The following is a 15,041-nucleotide window of genomic DNA, read 5'->3' on the forward strand; positions in this document are numbered from 1 at the left end:
CTAAAGCACCCCGCTGATGGCAGCTTCAGAGGCTTTTTCCTCAAACCAGCTGATTTTTTCGCGGTAGCGGACAACTTCTCCGATGATGATCATGCTCGGGTTCGTGATCTTTTCAGCTCTGGCAATATCTGCAATCGTTTCAAGCGTTCCGGTCACAGTCTTCTGCACGTCAGTCGTTCCCCAGTGAACGAGCGCAGCAGGGGTATCTTTGGACTTCCCGTTTTTCAGCAGCTGCTCCTGAATATAGGGCAGGTTCCCCACTCCCATATAGATTGCAAGTGTATCAATCCCTTTTGCAAGACTTGCCCACTTTTGGTCTTCTTTTTCATCGTTTTTATGGTGCCCGGCAACGAAGGCAACGCTTGCGCTCACATCCCGGTGGGTGACGGGAATTCCTGCATATGCAGCAGCAGCTATTCCCGATGTGATGCCGGGTACAATTTCAAACGGGATGCCGTGTTTGACAAGGGCTTCCGCTTCTTCTGCACCCCGGCCGAACACAAACGGATCTCCGCCTTTCAGACGGGTGACGGTTTTGCCGCTTTTTGCGTAGCGGACGAGAAAATGATTGATTGTTTCCTGCTTCATCAGGTGGTAATCGGGCAGCTTTCCGCAGTAAATAAGGTCTGCACCTTCTTTCGCGTAGGAAAGCAGTTCTTTGTTCACAAGGCGGTCATATAAAATGACATCGGCCTTTTGAATGCATTTAACAGCCTTTAATGTGATCAGTTCAGGATCACCAGGTCCTGCACCTACTAAATAAACATTCCCCATTGATAGACTCTCCTTACTTATATGAAAACTGCCTCGCTGCGTTCGGCGTGTGATGTAGTGATTCTTACAGTCTACTATATCAGGAAAACGGAGCATTTTTTAGATTATTTTTAAATCAAGCCTCTTTCAATTAACGCTTTCGTCAGCTGTTTGACACACGCTTCAACGGAGTGCTTTTCGGTATCCAGCACGATTTCTGGTTGAAGAGGCTCCTCGTACGGAGCGCTGATTCCCGTAAAATTCTTGATTTCTTCATTTCTCGCTTTTTTATAAAGTCCTTTAGGATCCCGCTTCTCGCATTCTTCAACAGAACATTTCACATAGACTTCAAGAAATTCATTTTCCCCGACAAGTCCTCTGACAAGATCTCGGTCAGCTCGGTATGGCGAAATAAAGGCTGTCAGGACAATCTGTCCGCTTTCCACAAACAGTTTTGAAACCTCGCCGATCCGGCGGATGTTTTCTTTGCGGTCATCTTCCCCGAAACCAAGATCACTGTTCAGGCCGTGCCTCACATTGTCGCCATCCAGAACAAATGCCTGTGCCCCGCGGTCGAACAATGTCCGTGCAAATGCGTTTGCGACTGACGACTTGCCTGAAGCAGACAGCCCGGTAAACCAGAGGATAAAGCTTTGATGCTTGTTTTTATCATGCCGTTCTTCTTTTGCGATAGATGCTTGATGCCATACGATATTGCTGCTCATTACTATTTCTCCCTTCTTACGAAACGACTTCTTTTTTTAGTCCGCTGATCAGAACTTCAATGACTTCAGGCCGGCTGAACGTGCTTGGCGGAACTTCGCCGTTTCTGAGCATCTGTCTGACCTTTGTGCCTGAGAGAATGACGTGATCTGCGCTGTCATGCGGGCACGTTTTCGTTGTAGCCATGCTTTCGCATTTGCTGCAGTAGAAGCTGTGGTCAAATTTCATCGGCTTAATGCCAAGCTCCGCTTCTTCAAACTGATCAAATATCTTCTGAGCATCATATGTGCCGTAATAATCACCGACGCCTGCATGATCTCTTCCGACAATAAAATGCGTGCATCCGTAATTTTTCCGGACAAGCGCGTGGAAAATCGCTTCTCTTGGTCCTGCATATCTCATTGCAGCAGGGAAAACGCCAAGCTCCACTCTTTCTTCCGGATAGTAGTTTTTAAGCAGAACTTCATAGCTCTCCATGCGGATTTCTGCTGAAATATCATCTGATTTCGTTTCGCCGACAAGAGGATTCAGAAACAATCCGTCAACCGTTTCCAGGGCAGCTTTCTGAATGTATTCATGTGCTCTGTGTACAGGATTTCTTGTCTGGAAGCCGACTACGGTTTTCCACCCTTTGCTTTTGAAAATCGCTCTAGTTTCTGATGGGTCAAATGTATATTCTTTGAACGGTTTTTCAGGACGCTTGATCAAAGTGATTTTGCCTCCTGCATAGACGTCTTCCCTTTCATGAAGTTTTTTCACTCCGGGATGGGCAAGATCCGCCGTTCCGTAAACATTGATCGCTTCATTCGTTTTATCCGGCTCAAAGAGATCTTCAATTTCAATCAGACCATACACTACACCGCCAAACTGAAGCTTTGCTTTGTCTCCTGTCTTCAGCGACGCTGCTGTTTCTCTGGAAACCGGAAGCGTGATCGGAATGCTCCAGACCGTGCCGTCTGCAAGTCTCATGCTGCTGACTACATGTTCATAATCCGCTTTTGTTAAAAAACCCGTAAGCGGGCTGTAGGCTCCGATCCCGATCAATTCCAGATCGCTCAAGGCCATTGCATCAATTTCAATCACCTGATCGATTTCCTTTATGCTGACGTCAGGATTGTATACATCAACTAATATTCCACCATGCGGCTGTAAACTCATTTATTTTTCCTCCTAAACTGACCTTTTTAATTGGTTTTAACGTTAAATGCCTCCGCCTTCTTCATGCACGGCACGCTTTTCATCCCGGATCGCCTTCATCAGGCTCAGTGTACCAAGGGTTGCCAGCATGACACTCAGAAGAACGATAAGGGAATACATATCCTTTTCTAAAAACAGTTTGACAAGCATATACGATATGGCAAGTGAAAACAGCGGTGAAACAATCCAGATCCGGATGATTTTCTTCACGATATGCTTTTGAAGAATCTCGCTCCCGCTTTTCGCCATTCCAAGTCCGATAATAGCTGATGAAGTTACCTGCGTCAGAGGGACGGGAAGTCCGAAAATGGAACTGACAATCACAAGTCCCGCACCTGTTCCGGATATCAGAATGCCTTCAGGTTTTGAATATCGGGTAATTTTCTTGCCGTTTGTTTCGAGCACTTTTTTGCCGAGAAAGATTGCCCCAAGAGCAACAAACGCCCCTCCGATCAGCGTTCCGTCCGATACAGAAATCATGCCTGCCCCGACAAGCGGCCCTACTGCGTTTGCCACATTGTTCATTCCAGCAGAGAAGGCCTCGAAAAATCCGGCCAGAATCAGGATGACAGTAAGGAGCGGACGGTCTTTAAAGAACGGCTTATGCTGCACTTTATAAAGTCCTTTTCCGAACAGCCAGGCAATTCCGAAAGCTGCAACGGGGACGATCACCCAGAACATCATAATGACTAAAAGTGATTTGATAAATAGGATTTGGTAGGCAATACCCACTCCCACAACGGCTCCAACCGTCACCTCGCTTGTCGACAGCGGGATGCCAAGAAGGTTTGCAAGAAACAGAGAACTTGTTGCAGACAAAACAATAATCAGCACAATTTTCACATTAATGATATCCTGCGGAATAATTCCTGCACTTATGGTCTTAACAACCTCTCCCCCGCCAAGATACGCTCCAGCAAAAACACCGATGGCACATATCAAAAGGGCATGCCGGGCTTTGGGAACTGCGCCGGAGCCGTAAGCTACTCCCATGGAAGCGGCGGCTCCGCTCGCTCCAATGTTCATGGCGAAAAAGAGACTGATGGCAAGCGCACCCAGTTCAAGCACGGCAATCCCCCCTTATCCATGCAGGCCGCATTCTGTTTTGCCCTGGCCGCTCCATCTGCCCGAACGCAGATCGTCTGCACTGAACGCAGGCGCTGTACAGTGGAAACAGCCGATGCTCGGGTATCCCTGATCATGGAGAGGATTATACGGGAGGTCATTTTTATGAACATAGCGCCAGACATCTTTCCACGTCCAGTGAATGAGTGGACAGACTTTTACCGACTGAAACTTGTCGTCTTTATTGATAAACTGCACATGTTTCCTGGTTTCAGACTGCTCTCTCCGAAGCCCCGAAATCCACGCTTCTGACTGAGAGAGTGTTTCATTCAGCGGCTGAAGCTTTCTGATTGCACAGCATTGATTCGGATTCGTCTCCCAAAGCTTATCTCCATGCTGTTCAGCTTGTTCTGCTAGAGTAAGTGGAGGTTTTTTCATCGTAATTCGGAGCTTGGGATATTTTTCTTTTACACGTTCAATCGTTTCATAGGTTTCCTTGAAGTGAACATCTGTATCAAGAAACACAATCGCCGCATCCGGTTTTACTTTTGAAATCAGGTCAATTAGAACGATGCCCTCAATGCCAAAGCTGCAGGCATAGACAATCTCTTCCCCGTAATGCCCGTAAGCCCAGTTCAGCACATTCAATGCGCCGCTGTACCCGTCGTCTGTTTCAAAATTCTGCTCATGCTCCTGCCATGTTTTATACGTAAGCATGCTGATCTTCTCCTCACCTTGGGTCCTAATTATGCAGTCGGTTTTTCAACCCGATCACAGGATCCCGCATTTCGTTAAAATGCCTCCGGTTTATCCAGTCAGCATCTCTTATTTCATTCTGATTTTTTCATTTTTTTCAAGCTGGATCACTTTTCCGTCCTGAACGATAAGTGTTACAGAACCGTAGTTCATTGTGCCGAGCAATTCCTTAAGCCTGTCAATAACAGCATCAAGATGTTGATCCTTCCCCACAGTGGTCCCCCGTTTCTTTCCCATTAAAAAAAGCCTTCCGGTTTGAAAGACTGTTCAGGCATCAACCTTATCTTCCAAAATGGGTTTCATTTTGCTGGATGTAGCACCTTGCATACATGCAGGTTGCCGGGCTTCACAGGGCCAGTTCCCTCCGCCTCTCTGGATAAGTTTATTATATTTTTCTAAATTTTATCACAATTGAGGTTTCTGTCAACCTTAGTTTTTCGATCGGAATTAAATAAATGCGGAAGCGCACGGTTAGCTCCGGCAGCCAGATAAGAAATCACCCGAAAAGTCCGGTCTTGACTTTTGGGGGGATTTTGTTCTGGCAGAGGTGTTGGGCGCTGAAGCTGGACACAATTGCAGCTTAAAATATTATTCTTAACATGATAAAAAAGTGCTAGATTTACAGGGCCGGAATAAGGTGTAGTAAAGTTCGTCCGGGAGGTGAGAATTATTTTTATATTGTTAAGTGCAGCTGCCGTTTTTTATGCTTTAGGCGGATTTTCATTAGCTTATGCGGCAATGGAGATTGATGACCCAGCCATTTTTGAAAAAATGAAAGCGGAACGCGGAGTGATGAAGGGCTTCGGGATGATCGGTTTTGCGGGATTTAAACTCAGCGGGAAACTGCTGCCTGCACCATGGCAGAAAAAAGGATTCAGAATTGGCTTTTTGCTGATCAGCATACTGTGCTTTTCCGGAAGCATGCTGATATGGAAATAAAAAAGGCATCAGCTGCTCCTGATGCCTTTGTCATTTATACGTTCAGCCATTCTTCTGACGATGGATTTTCACGCCATTTCTTCAGCTTGGCTAAGTCTTCTTTTTGAATGGAGCCTTTTTTCAGAGCTGTTTCAATCAGGGAAGAATAGTCCGTCAGTGATACGGAATGAATTCCTTCTTCCTCAAGCATCTCTGTCCCTTTTTGAAGTTCGTATGTGAAAATGGAGACAGCGCCGATGACTTCACAGCCAGCTTCTCTAAGCGCTCTGACGGCTGTAATCACGCTTCCCCCGGTTGAAATCAAATCCTCCACTACAACCACTTTCTGGCCTTCATGGACCTTCCCTTCAATCTGATTGCCCTTTCCGTGCCCTTTCGGCTTGCTTCTCACATAAGACATCGGCAAATTCAGAAGGTCGCTTACCCAAGCAGCATGAGGAATTCCTGCAGTAGCCGTGCCTGCAATCATTTCAGCTTGAGGGTAATGCTCTCTGATCAGAGCGGACAGACCTTCTGCAATGTTTTTTCTTACCTCCGGATAAGAGAGCGTCAGGCGGTTATCACAGTAGATCGGTGATTTGAGCCCGCTTGACCATGTAAACGGATCATTAGGGCTAAGGAATACAGCTTCGATTGTCAGCAGTTGTTCGGCAATTTGATGGTTCATACAGGCAGTCCCTCCCAGGCGTTTTTCATTTGAATATAGGCGGTAAGCGGATCCGGTGCTTTGGTGATGCTCCGTCCTGCCACAATGGCAGTTGACCCGAGCTCTCTCGCTTTTTCAGGAGTGGCCACCCTGACCTGGTCATTTACTGCATCACCGCTCATGCGTATGCCGGGTGTTACGGTCATAAACGAGGCAGGAAGCTCGCTGTAGATGCGGGGCACCTCCAGAGAAGAGCACACAATACCGTCAAGGCCGCTTTTTGCAGCAAGCTTAGCGTAGCTTAATACCGTGTCATCAAGGCTAGTGCTGATCAACAGTTCGTTTTTCAGCATCTCTGCTGACGTGCTTGTCAGCTGAGTGACAGCAATGCAGGCGGGACGCTTGGAGCCTGCAGGTGTTCCGGCCTCAAGACCTTCCATTGCCGCTTCCATCATGGCACTGCCGCCGGCCGCATGCACATTGACGAGATTGACTCCGAGTCCTGCAAGACCCCTCATCGCTTTTTTCACGGTTTCGGGAATATCATGGAGCTTAAGATCAAGGAAAATCTCATGTCCGCCTGATTTCAGCTGATCTATGATTGCAGGACCTTCCCTGTAGAAGAGCTCCATACCCACTTTTACATACAGCTTCTGTCCGGACATTTTTTTCAGAAATTCTCCTGTTTCCGCAGCATCCTTAAAATCAAGCGCGATAATCAGCGGTCTCTCGTTCATGCTTATAGCTCCTTCCGATGCATTCTGTTATGTGGTCAAACCCGTATTTTTTAAGAACATGAGGCAGTTCTTCAATGATTTCAGGGCAGACAAACGGATTCACAAAGTTGGCTGTTCCTACGGCTACGGCGCTTGCTCCCGCGTACATGAATTCAAGGACGTCTTCTGCTGTCTGAACACCGCCCATGCCGATAATCGGAATGGATACAGCCTGGCTGACTTCATGAATCATGCGGATGGCCACCGGTTTGATGGCAGGGCCGGATAAGCCGCCTGTGCGGTTTGCAAGAACCGGTTTTCCAGTTTTCAGGTCCAGTCTCATTCCGATAAGCGTGTTGATCATCGTTAAACCGTCTGCTCCGGCCGCTTCGATCGCTTTGGCAATGTCAGTGATGTTGCTTACGTTCGGTGACAGCTTGACATAAACAGGCACCTCCGACACAGCTTTTACGGCGCGCGTAAGGGAGGCTGCCATCTCGGGGTTTGTACCGAATGCAATTCCTCCGGTTTTAACATTCGGACAGGAAATGTTCAGTTCAAGTGCGTGAACATTTTTAGCCCTGCTGATTTCTCTTGCTACCTGCACGTAGTCTTCTTCCGCGGAACCCGCCACGTTTGCAAGAATCGGCACGTCAAATGCCTCCAGCCATGGAAGTTCGTTTTCAAGAATCCCGCTTAGTCCAGGGTTTTGCAGGCCGATTGCATTGAGCATGCCCGCTTCTGTTTCAGCCACCCTCGGAGTCGGATTTCCGTACCGCGGTTCGGCCGTTGCTGCCTTGATCATGATGGCTCCAAGTTTGTTCAGGTCATAAAGACCGGCGAATTCTTTACCGAACCCAAAGCAGCCTGATGCCGGCATAATTGGATTTTTGAGTGAAAGTCCAGGTAGTTCGACATTCAGCATGACAGCACAACCTCTCCTGCTTTAAATACCGGCCCGTCGGTGCACACTTTTTTATAAGATGTGCCATTCGGGTCATCTGCTGTATGGCACACACATGCAAAGCATGCGCCGATTCCGCAGCCCATTCTTTCTTCAAGAGAGAGAAAAACAGGCTTGTCTGGAAAAAGATTTTGGAGGCTTGCAAGCATGGGGGTCGGACCGCATGCGAAAAGAGCGTCAAAATCCATGCTGCGCTCTTTGATGCAGTCTGTAACGAACCCTTTCGTCCCGTATGAACCATCTGCCGTCGCAATATAAGTTTCTCCGAGTTTCTTAAACTCACGTTCATAGAAAACCTGATTCGCAGACTGGAAACCGAGCACGTGGCGGACGTTAACACCCCTTGCAAGCAGACGTCTTGAAAGCTCATATAAAGGAGGAACTCCGATGCCTCCTCCAACAAGAAGCGCTGTATCTCCCTGTTTCAGGCTCTCCGGATCAAATCCGTTTCCAAGCGGTCCGAGCACATCGACGAGTTCTCCTTCTTTCCTTGCAGAAAGGAGCTTTGTGCCCGCTCCCTCTGCCCGGTAGATCATCGTGAATTCCCGCTTTTCTTTATCTATTTTTGCAATGCTGATCGGTCTTCTTAAAAGAGGAGATGCTGCACTTGAAACTTTGATATGAACGAACTGGCCGGGCTGGTTCATTTCATCAACCAGACTTCCTTTTAATGTTAGTTCATAAATTCCTTCTGCAATCTCTCTCTGGCCGGCAATGATCATCCATTCTTTCCGTATCAAGCGTACGTCACCTCTTTGCTGATTACTCGTTTTGGCATTTGTTCAGTTGAGAATGTCATTGACTCTAAAACTCTTAAAATCGCTTTTGCTGTGTCCAGTGATGTAAGGCATGGAATCCCGTTTTCAACCGATTCGCGTCTGATTCTGAAGCCATCGCGCTGCGGCTGTTTCCCCTTAGTCAATGTATTGATGACGAACTGGGCTTCGCCCGTGCGAATAATATCGAGCATATTTGGTGACTCGCTGCCGATTTTGCCCACGATTCTCGCTTCTACCCCATTCTCATGCAGATAGCCGGCTGTTCCGTTTGTTGCCATGATCTGATAGCCGATTGCACTGAAGCGGCGTGCTACTTCCAGTCCCTCTTCTTTATCCTTGTCAGCGATTGTCAGCAGGACCTGTCCGTAGTTCTGCACTTTCATTCCTGATGCAATCAGTCCTTTATAAAGAGCTTTTTCAAGGGTTGTGTCTTTTCCCATCACTTCGCCTGTCGATTTCATTTCAGGACCGAGCGTAATGTCCACTCTGCGCAGCTTCTCAAATGAGAAGACCGGCACTTTGACATAGACGCCTTCGCTTTCCGGCTGAATGCCCGTTTCATAGCCGAGTTCAGGCAATGATTTGCCGAGTATGACTTTCGTTGCAAGATTCGCCATCGGCACGCCGGTTATTTTGCTTAGGAATGGAACCGTGCGGCTTGATCTTGGATTCACTTCGATGACGAATACTTCATCTTTATAGATGACAAACTGGATGTTCAGAAGCCCTTTAATGTTTAATCCCCTTGCAAGTGCTATTGTCCGTTCAGTAATCGTCTTTTTGATATCTTCCGAAAGTGTTTGCGGAGGATATACGGCGATGGAATCACCGGAGTGTACCCCTGCACGCTCAATATGCTCCATGATCCCCGGGATAAAGACATTTTGGCCGTCTGAGATCGCATCGACTTCTATTTCTTTTCCGGTTAAATACTTATCGATTAGTACCGGGTGCTGCGGATTAACTTTTACAGCATTTTTCATGTAATGCAGCAGATCGTTTTCCTCATGCACGATCTCCATTGCTCGTCCGCCAAGAACATATGACGGTCTGACAAGAACCGGATAGCGGATGGATGACGCGATTGCAACCGCCTCTTCAACAGATGTCGCTGTTTTTCCAAGAGGCTGCGGAATGCCGAGCGTGTTTAATGTGTGCTCAAATTTATCTCTGTTTTCGGCACGGTCCAAATCCTCAAGAGATGTTCCAAGAATCTTGACGCCTCTTGCTTCAAGTTCATCCGCAAGGTTTATCGCTGTCTGTCCCCCGAACTGAACGATTACCCCTTTAGGCTTTTCAAGTTCGATGATGTGCATCACATCTTCCGCCGTCAGCGGCTCAAAGTAAAGCTTATCCGAGATGCTGAAATCGGTTGAGACGGTTTCGGGATTGTTGTTGATGATAATCGCTTCATATCCGGCTTCTTTAATGGCCCATACGGAGTGTACGGTTGCATAGTCGAATTCTACACCCTGGCCGATTCGGATCGGTCCTGAACCAAGGACAATCACACTTTCTTTTTCTGTAACAGCCGATTCATTCTCATCCTCATACGTGCCGTAGAAGTAAGGTGTTTCAGATTCGAATTCTGCTGCGCATGTATCAACTGTTTTATAGACAGGGAACAAGTTCAGCTGTTTTCTGAATTGGTATACTTCCCGCTCTGTTGTTTTCCAAAGTTCAGCAACAGCGATATCAGAGAAGCCCATCTTTTTCGCTTTTTCAAGAATGATGGCATCAAATTTCGCTTCTTCAATGACACGCTCAAACTTGATGATATTTTCAATTTTTACAAGGAAGAAAAGGTCAATTCCGCTCCACTCATGAATCGTCTCGATTGATACGCCTCTTCTGATCGCTTCAGACAGATAGAACAGTCTCTCGTCTCCTGCTTTGCGGATTCGCTTTTCAATCTTTTCATCGCTGAATTCGGCTGCATGTTTCAAATCGAGATGGTACTGATCCGCTTCAAGTGAACGGACGGCTTTAAGCAGGGATTCTTCAAGCGTTCTGCCGATGGCCATCACTTCGCCTGTTGCTTTCATCTGTGTTCCGAGTCTGCGGTTGGCTGACTCAAATTTATCAAACGGCCATCTCGGGATTTTCGTGACGATGTAGTCAAGAGCCGGCTCAAAGCACGCATACGTCTTGCCTGTTACCGGGTTCATCATTTCATCAAGAGTAAGTCCGACCGCAATCTTTGCGGCAAGCTTCGCAATCGGGTAGCCTGTTGCTTTAGAAGCAAGCGCTGATGAGCGGCTTACACGCGGATTCACTTCAATGATGTAGTACTGGAAGCTGTGCGGATCAAGAGCAAGCTGGACATTGCATCCGCCTTCGATTCCGAGTGCTCGGATAATTTTCAGAGAAACGTTTCTGAGCATCTGGTACTCTCTGTCACTAAGCGTCTGGCTTGGTGCAACGACGATGGAGTCGCCTGTATGAATGCCGACAGGATCAATGTTTTCCATGTTGCAGACAACAATGGCGCTGTCATTTTTATCACGCATGACTTCATATTCGATTTCTTTATAACCCGCGATGCTTTTTTCCAGAAGACATTGTGTGACCGGACTGTACTTCAGTCCGCTTGTCACGATCTCGATCAGCTCTTCTTCGTTTGAGCAAATTCCGCCGCCTGTGCCTCCAAGTGTGTACGCAGGTCTTACGATGACAGGATAGCCAACTTTTTCTATAAAAGCGTAAGCTTCTTCAAGATTGTGGACAATATCGCTCTCCGGGACCGGCTCGTGGAGCTCATTCATCAGCTGGCGAAAAAGGTCGCGGTCCTCCGCTTTTTGAATAGCGCTTAGTTTTGTTCCAAGAATCTCAACCTTGCATTCTTCAAGAACCCCTGCTTCAGCAAGCTGAACCGCCATGTTAAGGCCTGTTTGGCCTCCAAGCGTCGGAAGAAGTGCATCCGGGCGTTCTTTACGGATGATTTTTGTCAAAAACTCAAGTGTCAGGGGTTCAATGTACACTTTGTCTGCCATTTCTGTATCTGTCATGATCGTTGCAGGGTTTGAGTTGACAAGGATAACTTCATAGCCTTCTTCTTTAAGAGCGATGCAGGCCTGTGTTCCTGCATAGTCAAACTCTGCTGCCTGGCCGATGATAATAGGCCCTGATCCGATTACTAGAATTTTTTTAATGTCTACGCGTTTTGGCATACGTTGATCCCTTCTTTCTTGAATGTTTCAATCATGTCGATAAATTGATCAAATAGTCCGTTTGCATCTTCAGGTCCCGGTGAAGCTTCAGGATGGTACTGCACGGTGAAGGCAGGGAGCGTTTTATGCTTCAGTCCTTCTACAGATCCGTCGTTTAATGCAAGATGTGTGACCTCAAGTTCTGTTGCTTTTACTGAATCAAGGGTAACGGTGTATCCGTGATTTTGAGAGGTAAGAGCTACCTTTCCTGTTGACAGGTCTTTTACCGGATGGTTTGACCCGCGGTGTCCGAATTTCATTTTTTCCGTATCGGCTCCCCCTGCAAGGGCAAAAAGCTGATGGCCGAGGCAGATGCCGAATAGAGGAATTTTCCCGAGCACTCCGTTGATCATCTCCAGTGCATGAGGGACATCTTTCGGGTCTCCAGGTCCGTTTGACAGCATGATGCCGTCGGGATTTAACTGGAGGATTTCTTCAGCAGTGGCCGTGTGGGGCACAACGACAACGTCGCAGCTGCGTTTGTTCAGTTCGCGAAGGATGCCGTGTTTCATGCCGAAATCGACAAGGACCACTCTGCAGCCGCGTCCCGGGCTTGGATAAGGTGTTTTAGTCGAAACAGTTTCCACCTGATTTCTTGGGAGCTCCACTGATCTCAATGAGGCAAGCACTTCATCTACATCAGCATGCTCTGAGCAAAAAGCGCCTTTCAACGTTCCATATGTGCGGATAATTCTTGTCAGCTTGCGTGTATCTATGCCTGCAAGTCCGGGAATCCCCTTGATTTTGAAGTACTCATCCAGAGAAAACTCGCTTCTGAAATTGGATGGCACTTCACATAATTCTTTTACGATAAACCCGTTGATGAATGGAGAAATCGTTTCAAAATCGTCGCGGTTAATGCCGTAGTTTCCGATCAGCGGATAAGTAAGCGTCACAATCTGCCCGCAGTATGACGGGTCAGAGAGAATCTCCTGATAGCCTGTCATCCCAGTATGGAACACTACCTCTCCCATTGTGTCCGCTTCGCTTCCAAATCCCTGTCCTGTAAAAATGGTGCCGTCTTCGAGAATCAGATGTCTGATCATACGTTTACTCTCTCCCTTTTCCATACGATTTTGCCTTCAACGATGGTTGCTTCCGGCCAGCCTTTGCATGAATAGCCTGCAAATGGTGTGTTTTTTCCTTTTGAAAGGAACGTTTCCGGATTGATGGTTTTTTCTTCTTCCAGATCAAGGATCGTCAAATCCGCTGCGCGGCCTTTTTCAAGTTTGCCGAAAGGCAGATTGAAAGTTTCCGCCGGTTTGACTGTCAGAAAATCAACAAGCTGTTTCAGCGTCCATTCTCCTGACTCTACAAACCGTGTATATAAAAGCGGGAATGCCGTTTCAAGCCCCACAATTCCGAATGGAGCAAGACTCAGAGGTTCAGCCTTTTCTTCCGCTGTATGCGGAGCATGGTCCGTCGCGATAAAATCAATTGTTCCATCAAGCAGTCCTTCAATCAGCGCTTCGCGGTCTTCTTTCCCTCGGAGCGGCGGATTCATTTTGTAATTTGTGTCAAGTCCGGGGATATCCATGTCGCACAGCAGAAGGTGATGCGGCGTAACTTCTGCTGTTACGTTTATGCCTGCTTTTTTCGCATCGCGCACCACTCTGACTGATTCTTTCGTGCTGATGTGGCAGACGTGGTAGTGGCAGCCTGCAGCTTCAGCCAGCAGTACATCTCTTGCAATCTGCACAGATTCGCAGATAGAAGGAATGCCATTGATTCCGTTCCGTTTTGCAAATTCCCCGTCATGAAGAGCTCCTTTATAGATCAGCGAGTTGTCTTCACAGTGTGCTACGATGCTTGCACCGGTCTCTGCCGCTTTTTTCATCGCCTCATACATCATGCCCGCAGACTGCACGCCTACACCGTCATCTGTAAAGGCGAACGCTCCTGCTTCTTTCAGCTTTTCGAAATCCGTCAGTTCTTTTCCAGCCTGTCTTACCGTGATAGATGCATACGGAAGAACTCGTACAGAAGCTTTTTCTTTAATCCTGTCCTGCAGCCAGTTCATTTGCTCTGCGTGGTCCGGAACAGGCTTTGTATTAGGCATGGCGGCAACGGCTGTAAATCCTCCTGCAGCAGCAGCCTTCGTACCTGTTTCAATCATTTCTTTATGTTCTCCGCCAGGTTCCCTGAGATGAATATGTAAATCGATAAATCCCGGGGAAACCAGCTTGCCCTCTGCATCAATGACATCAGCTGCATCTGCTTCGATGTTTTCGCTGATCTCTGAGATGATTCCGTCTGAAATCAAGATGTCGGCTTTCACTTTCTCTCCGCTGTCCGTTAGAATAAAGCCGTTTTTAATGATAGATTGCATATGCTGCTTCCCCCTTGTTATGTGATGCTGCGCCCTCAAGCGCGCGTTTTAAAACGGCCATTCTGACGTAAACACCGTTTTCCATTTGCTTAAAAATGCGTGATCTTCTGCATTCAACCAGCTCATCTGCAATTTCAACGCCTCTGTTTACCGGAGCAGGATGCATAATAATGGCTCTTGGTTTCATCGCTTTTTCTCTTTCTAACGTAAGTCCGTAAAGTCTGTGATAATCAGCCCCGCCTGCGGTTTGATTTTCATGTCTCTCATGCTGAATTCTCAGGAGCATCACGACATCGGAAGCTTGAACAGCTCCATCTGTCTCTGCATATGTGCCGTATGTTTCATCTTTCCACTCATCAGGCGCACAGAGCAGGACATTCGCACCGAGCCTCCGCAGAACCTCCGCATTAGACCGCGCAACGCGGCTGTGTTTGATGTCACCGTGTATGGAGACCGTAAGACCTTCAAACCTCCCAAACTCCTGCTGGATGGTCAGCAGATCAAGGAGCGACTGTGTAGGATGATGACCGCAGCCGTCTCCTGCATTCAAAATCGGAATTCCGACTTTCTCTTTCAGTTCTTCGAAGTATTCATCTTCAGGGTGTCTGATGACGACTGCGTTTGCTCCTATTGCCTCAAGCGTTCGCACTGTGTCATAAAGGGTTTCTCCTTTTTGCACGCTTGAATGTGAGGCATCAAAGTTAAGGACGTTCAGGCCAAGCCTTTTTTCAGCTACTTCAAAACTGAAACGGGTTCTTGTGCTCGGTTCAAAAAACAGGTTAGCAGCAAACATCTGTGTTTTTTGACTGTCTATTTTTCCTGAACGGAATTTTTCTGCGTCTTTTAATATGGTTAAAATTTCATCTGCAGGCAGATCACTCATTCTAAGCAAGTGCTTCATCATCATCTCTCCCGTCATTTTTTCTGCAAAAAAAACACCCTGAAATCCGGTTTCAGGGTGTGAG

15 protein-coding genes and 1 riboswitch are annotated in these 15,041 nt (G+C 47.3%); of the genes, 1 reads left to right on the plus strand and 14 read right to left on the minus strand.

The window, feature by feature from the left end; all coding sequences use genetic code 11:
• The 6 genes from cobA to MHB63_20945 all read right to left on the minus strand — a co-directional run bounded on the left by cobA (nucleotide 1) and on the right by MHB63_20945 (nucleotide 4,707).
• Nucleotides 1-774 (minus strand): uroporphyrinogen-III C-methyltransferase, encoded by a 774-nt coding sequence (gene cobA / locus MHB63_20920; GenBank protein ID MEK3808999.1) that lies wholly within the window; start codon nucleotides 772-774, stop codon nucleotides 1-3.
• 110 nt (nucleotides 775-884) lie between these two features.
• On the minus strand, nucleotides 885-1,478 hold the full coding sequence (cysC, locus tag MHB63_20925) for an adenylyl-sulfate kinase (GenBank protein MEK3809000.1): 594 nt from the start codon (nucleotides 1,476-1,478) through the stop codon (nucleotides 885-887).
• Between the two features lie 16 nt (nucleotides 1,479-1,494).
• Nucleotides 1,495-2,634, minus strand: a complete 1,140-nt coding sequence (gene sat / locus MHB63_20930) for a sulfate adenylyltransferase (GenBank protein ID MEK3809001.1) — start codon at nucleotides 2,632-2,634, stop codon at nucleotides 1,495-1,497.
• A gap of 42 nt (nucleotides 2,635-2,676) precedes the next feature.
• Nucleotides 2,677-3,699 (minus strand): inorganic phosphate transporter, encoded by a 1,023-nt coding sequence (locus MHB63_20935; protein ID MEK3809002.1) that lies wholly within the window; start codon nucleotides 3,697-3,699, stop codon nucleotides 2,677-2,679.
• Between the two features lie 54 nt (nucleotides 3,700-3,753).
• Nucleotides 3,754-4,455, minus strand: a complete 702-nt coding sequence (locus MHB63_20940) for a phosphoadenylyl-sulfate reductase (GenBank protein ID MEK3809003.1) — start codon at nucleotides 4,453-4,455, stop codon at nucleotides 3,754-3,756.
• Between the two features lie 108 nt (nucleotides 4,456-4,563).
• Nucleotides 4,564-4,707, minus strand: a complete 144-nt coding sequence (locus MHB63_20945) for a YezD family protein (GenBank protein MEK3809004.1) — start codon at nucleotides 4,705-4,707, stop codon at nucleotides 4,564-4,566.
• A 64-nt stretch (nucleotides 4,708-4,771) separates the two neighbouring features.
• Nucleotides 4,772-4,877: riboswitch (SAM riboswitch) on the minus strand.
• 277 nt (nucleotides 4,878-5,154) lie between these two features.
• Between MHB63_20945 and MHB63_20950 the strand changes: the two genes are divergently transcribed.
• Entirely contained in the window at nucleotides 5,155-5,433 is a 279-nt protein-coding gene (locus tag MHB63_20950) for a hypothetical protein (GenBank protein ID MEK3809005.1), read from the plus strand.
• Between the two features lie 34 nt (nucleotides 5,434-5,467).
• Here the strand turns inward: MHB63_20950 and pyrE are convergent, their stop codons facing one another.
• The 8 genes from pyrE to MHB63_20990 are packed head-to-tail and all read right to left on the minus strand — an operon-like array spanning nucleotide 5,468 to nucleotide 14,977.
• Nucleotides 5,468-6,100, minus strand: coding sequence for an orotate phosphoribosyltransferase (gene pyrE, locus MHB63_20955; protein ID MEK3809006.1), 633 nt, complete (start codon nucleotides 6,098-6,100; stop codon nucleotides 5,468-5,470).
• Nucleotides 6,097-6,816, minus strand: coding sequence for an orotidine-5'-phosphate decarboxylase (gene pyrF, locus MHB63_20960; GenBank protein ID MEK3809007.1), 720 nt, complete (start codon nucleotides 6,814-6,816; stop codon nucleotides 6,097-6,099). Before pyrF ends, pyrE begins: the two co-directional genes overlap by 4 nt.
• Nucleotides 6,785-7,720 carry a dihydroorotate dehydrogenase gene (locus MHB63_20965; protein ID MEK3809008.1) on the minus strand — a complete coding sequence of 312 codons (936 nt, stop codon included), beginning with the start codon at nucleotides 7,718-7,720 and terminating at the stop codon, nucleotides 6,785-6,787. The genes pyrF and MHB63_20965 overlap by 32 nt, the downstream gene beginning before the upstream one ends.
• Nucleotides 7,714-8,499 (minus strand): dihydroorotate dehydrogenase electron transfer subunit, encoded by a 786-nt coding sequence (locus MHB63_20970; protein ID MEK3809009.1) that lies wholly within the window; start codon nucleotides 8,497-8,499, stop codon nucleotides 7,714-7,716. Before MHB63_20970 ends, MHB63_20965 begins: the two co-directional genes overlap by 7 nt.
• A complete protein-coding gene (gene carB / locus MHB63_20975; GenBank protein MEK3809010.1) occupies nucleotides 8,496-11,708 on the minus strand; it encodes a carbamoyl-phosphate synthase large subunit in 3,213 nt (1,070 codons plus the stop codon). The genes MHB63_20970 and carB overlap by 4 nt, the downstream gene beginning before the upstream one ends.
• Nucleotides 11,693-12,793, minus strand: coding sequence for a carbamoyl phosphate synthase small subunit (locus MHB63_20980; protein ID MEK3809011.1), 1,101 nt, complete (start codon nucleotides 12,791-12,793; stop codon nucleotides 11,693-11,695). The genes carB and MHB63_20980 overlap by 16 nt, the downstream gene beginning before the upstream one ends.
• Complete coding sequence (locus MHB63_20985; protein ID MEK3809012.1) at nucleotides 12,790-14,076, minus strand: dihydroorotase; 1,287 nt, start codon at nucleotides 14,074-14,076, stop codon at nucleotides 12,790-12,792. The genes MHB63_20980 and MHB63_20985 overlap by 4 nt, the downstream gene beginning before the upstream one ends.
• Nucleotides 14,060-14,977 (minus strand): aspartate carbamoyltransferase catalytic subunit, encoded by a 918-nt coding sequence (locus MHB63_20990; protein ID MEK3809013.1) that lies wholly within the window; start codon nucleotides 14,975-14,977, stop codon nucleotides 14,060-14,062. Before MHB63_20990 ends, MHB63_20985 begins: the two co-directional genes overlap by 17 nt.
• Nucleotides 14,978-15,041 lie beyond the last annotated feature (64 nt).

Source organism: Bacillus sp. FSL H8-0547 (assembly GCA_038002745.1).
Classification (GTDB): Bacteria; Bacillota; Bacilli; order Bacillales; family Bacillaceae; genus Bacillus_P.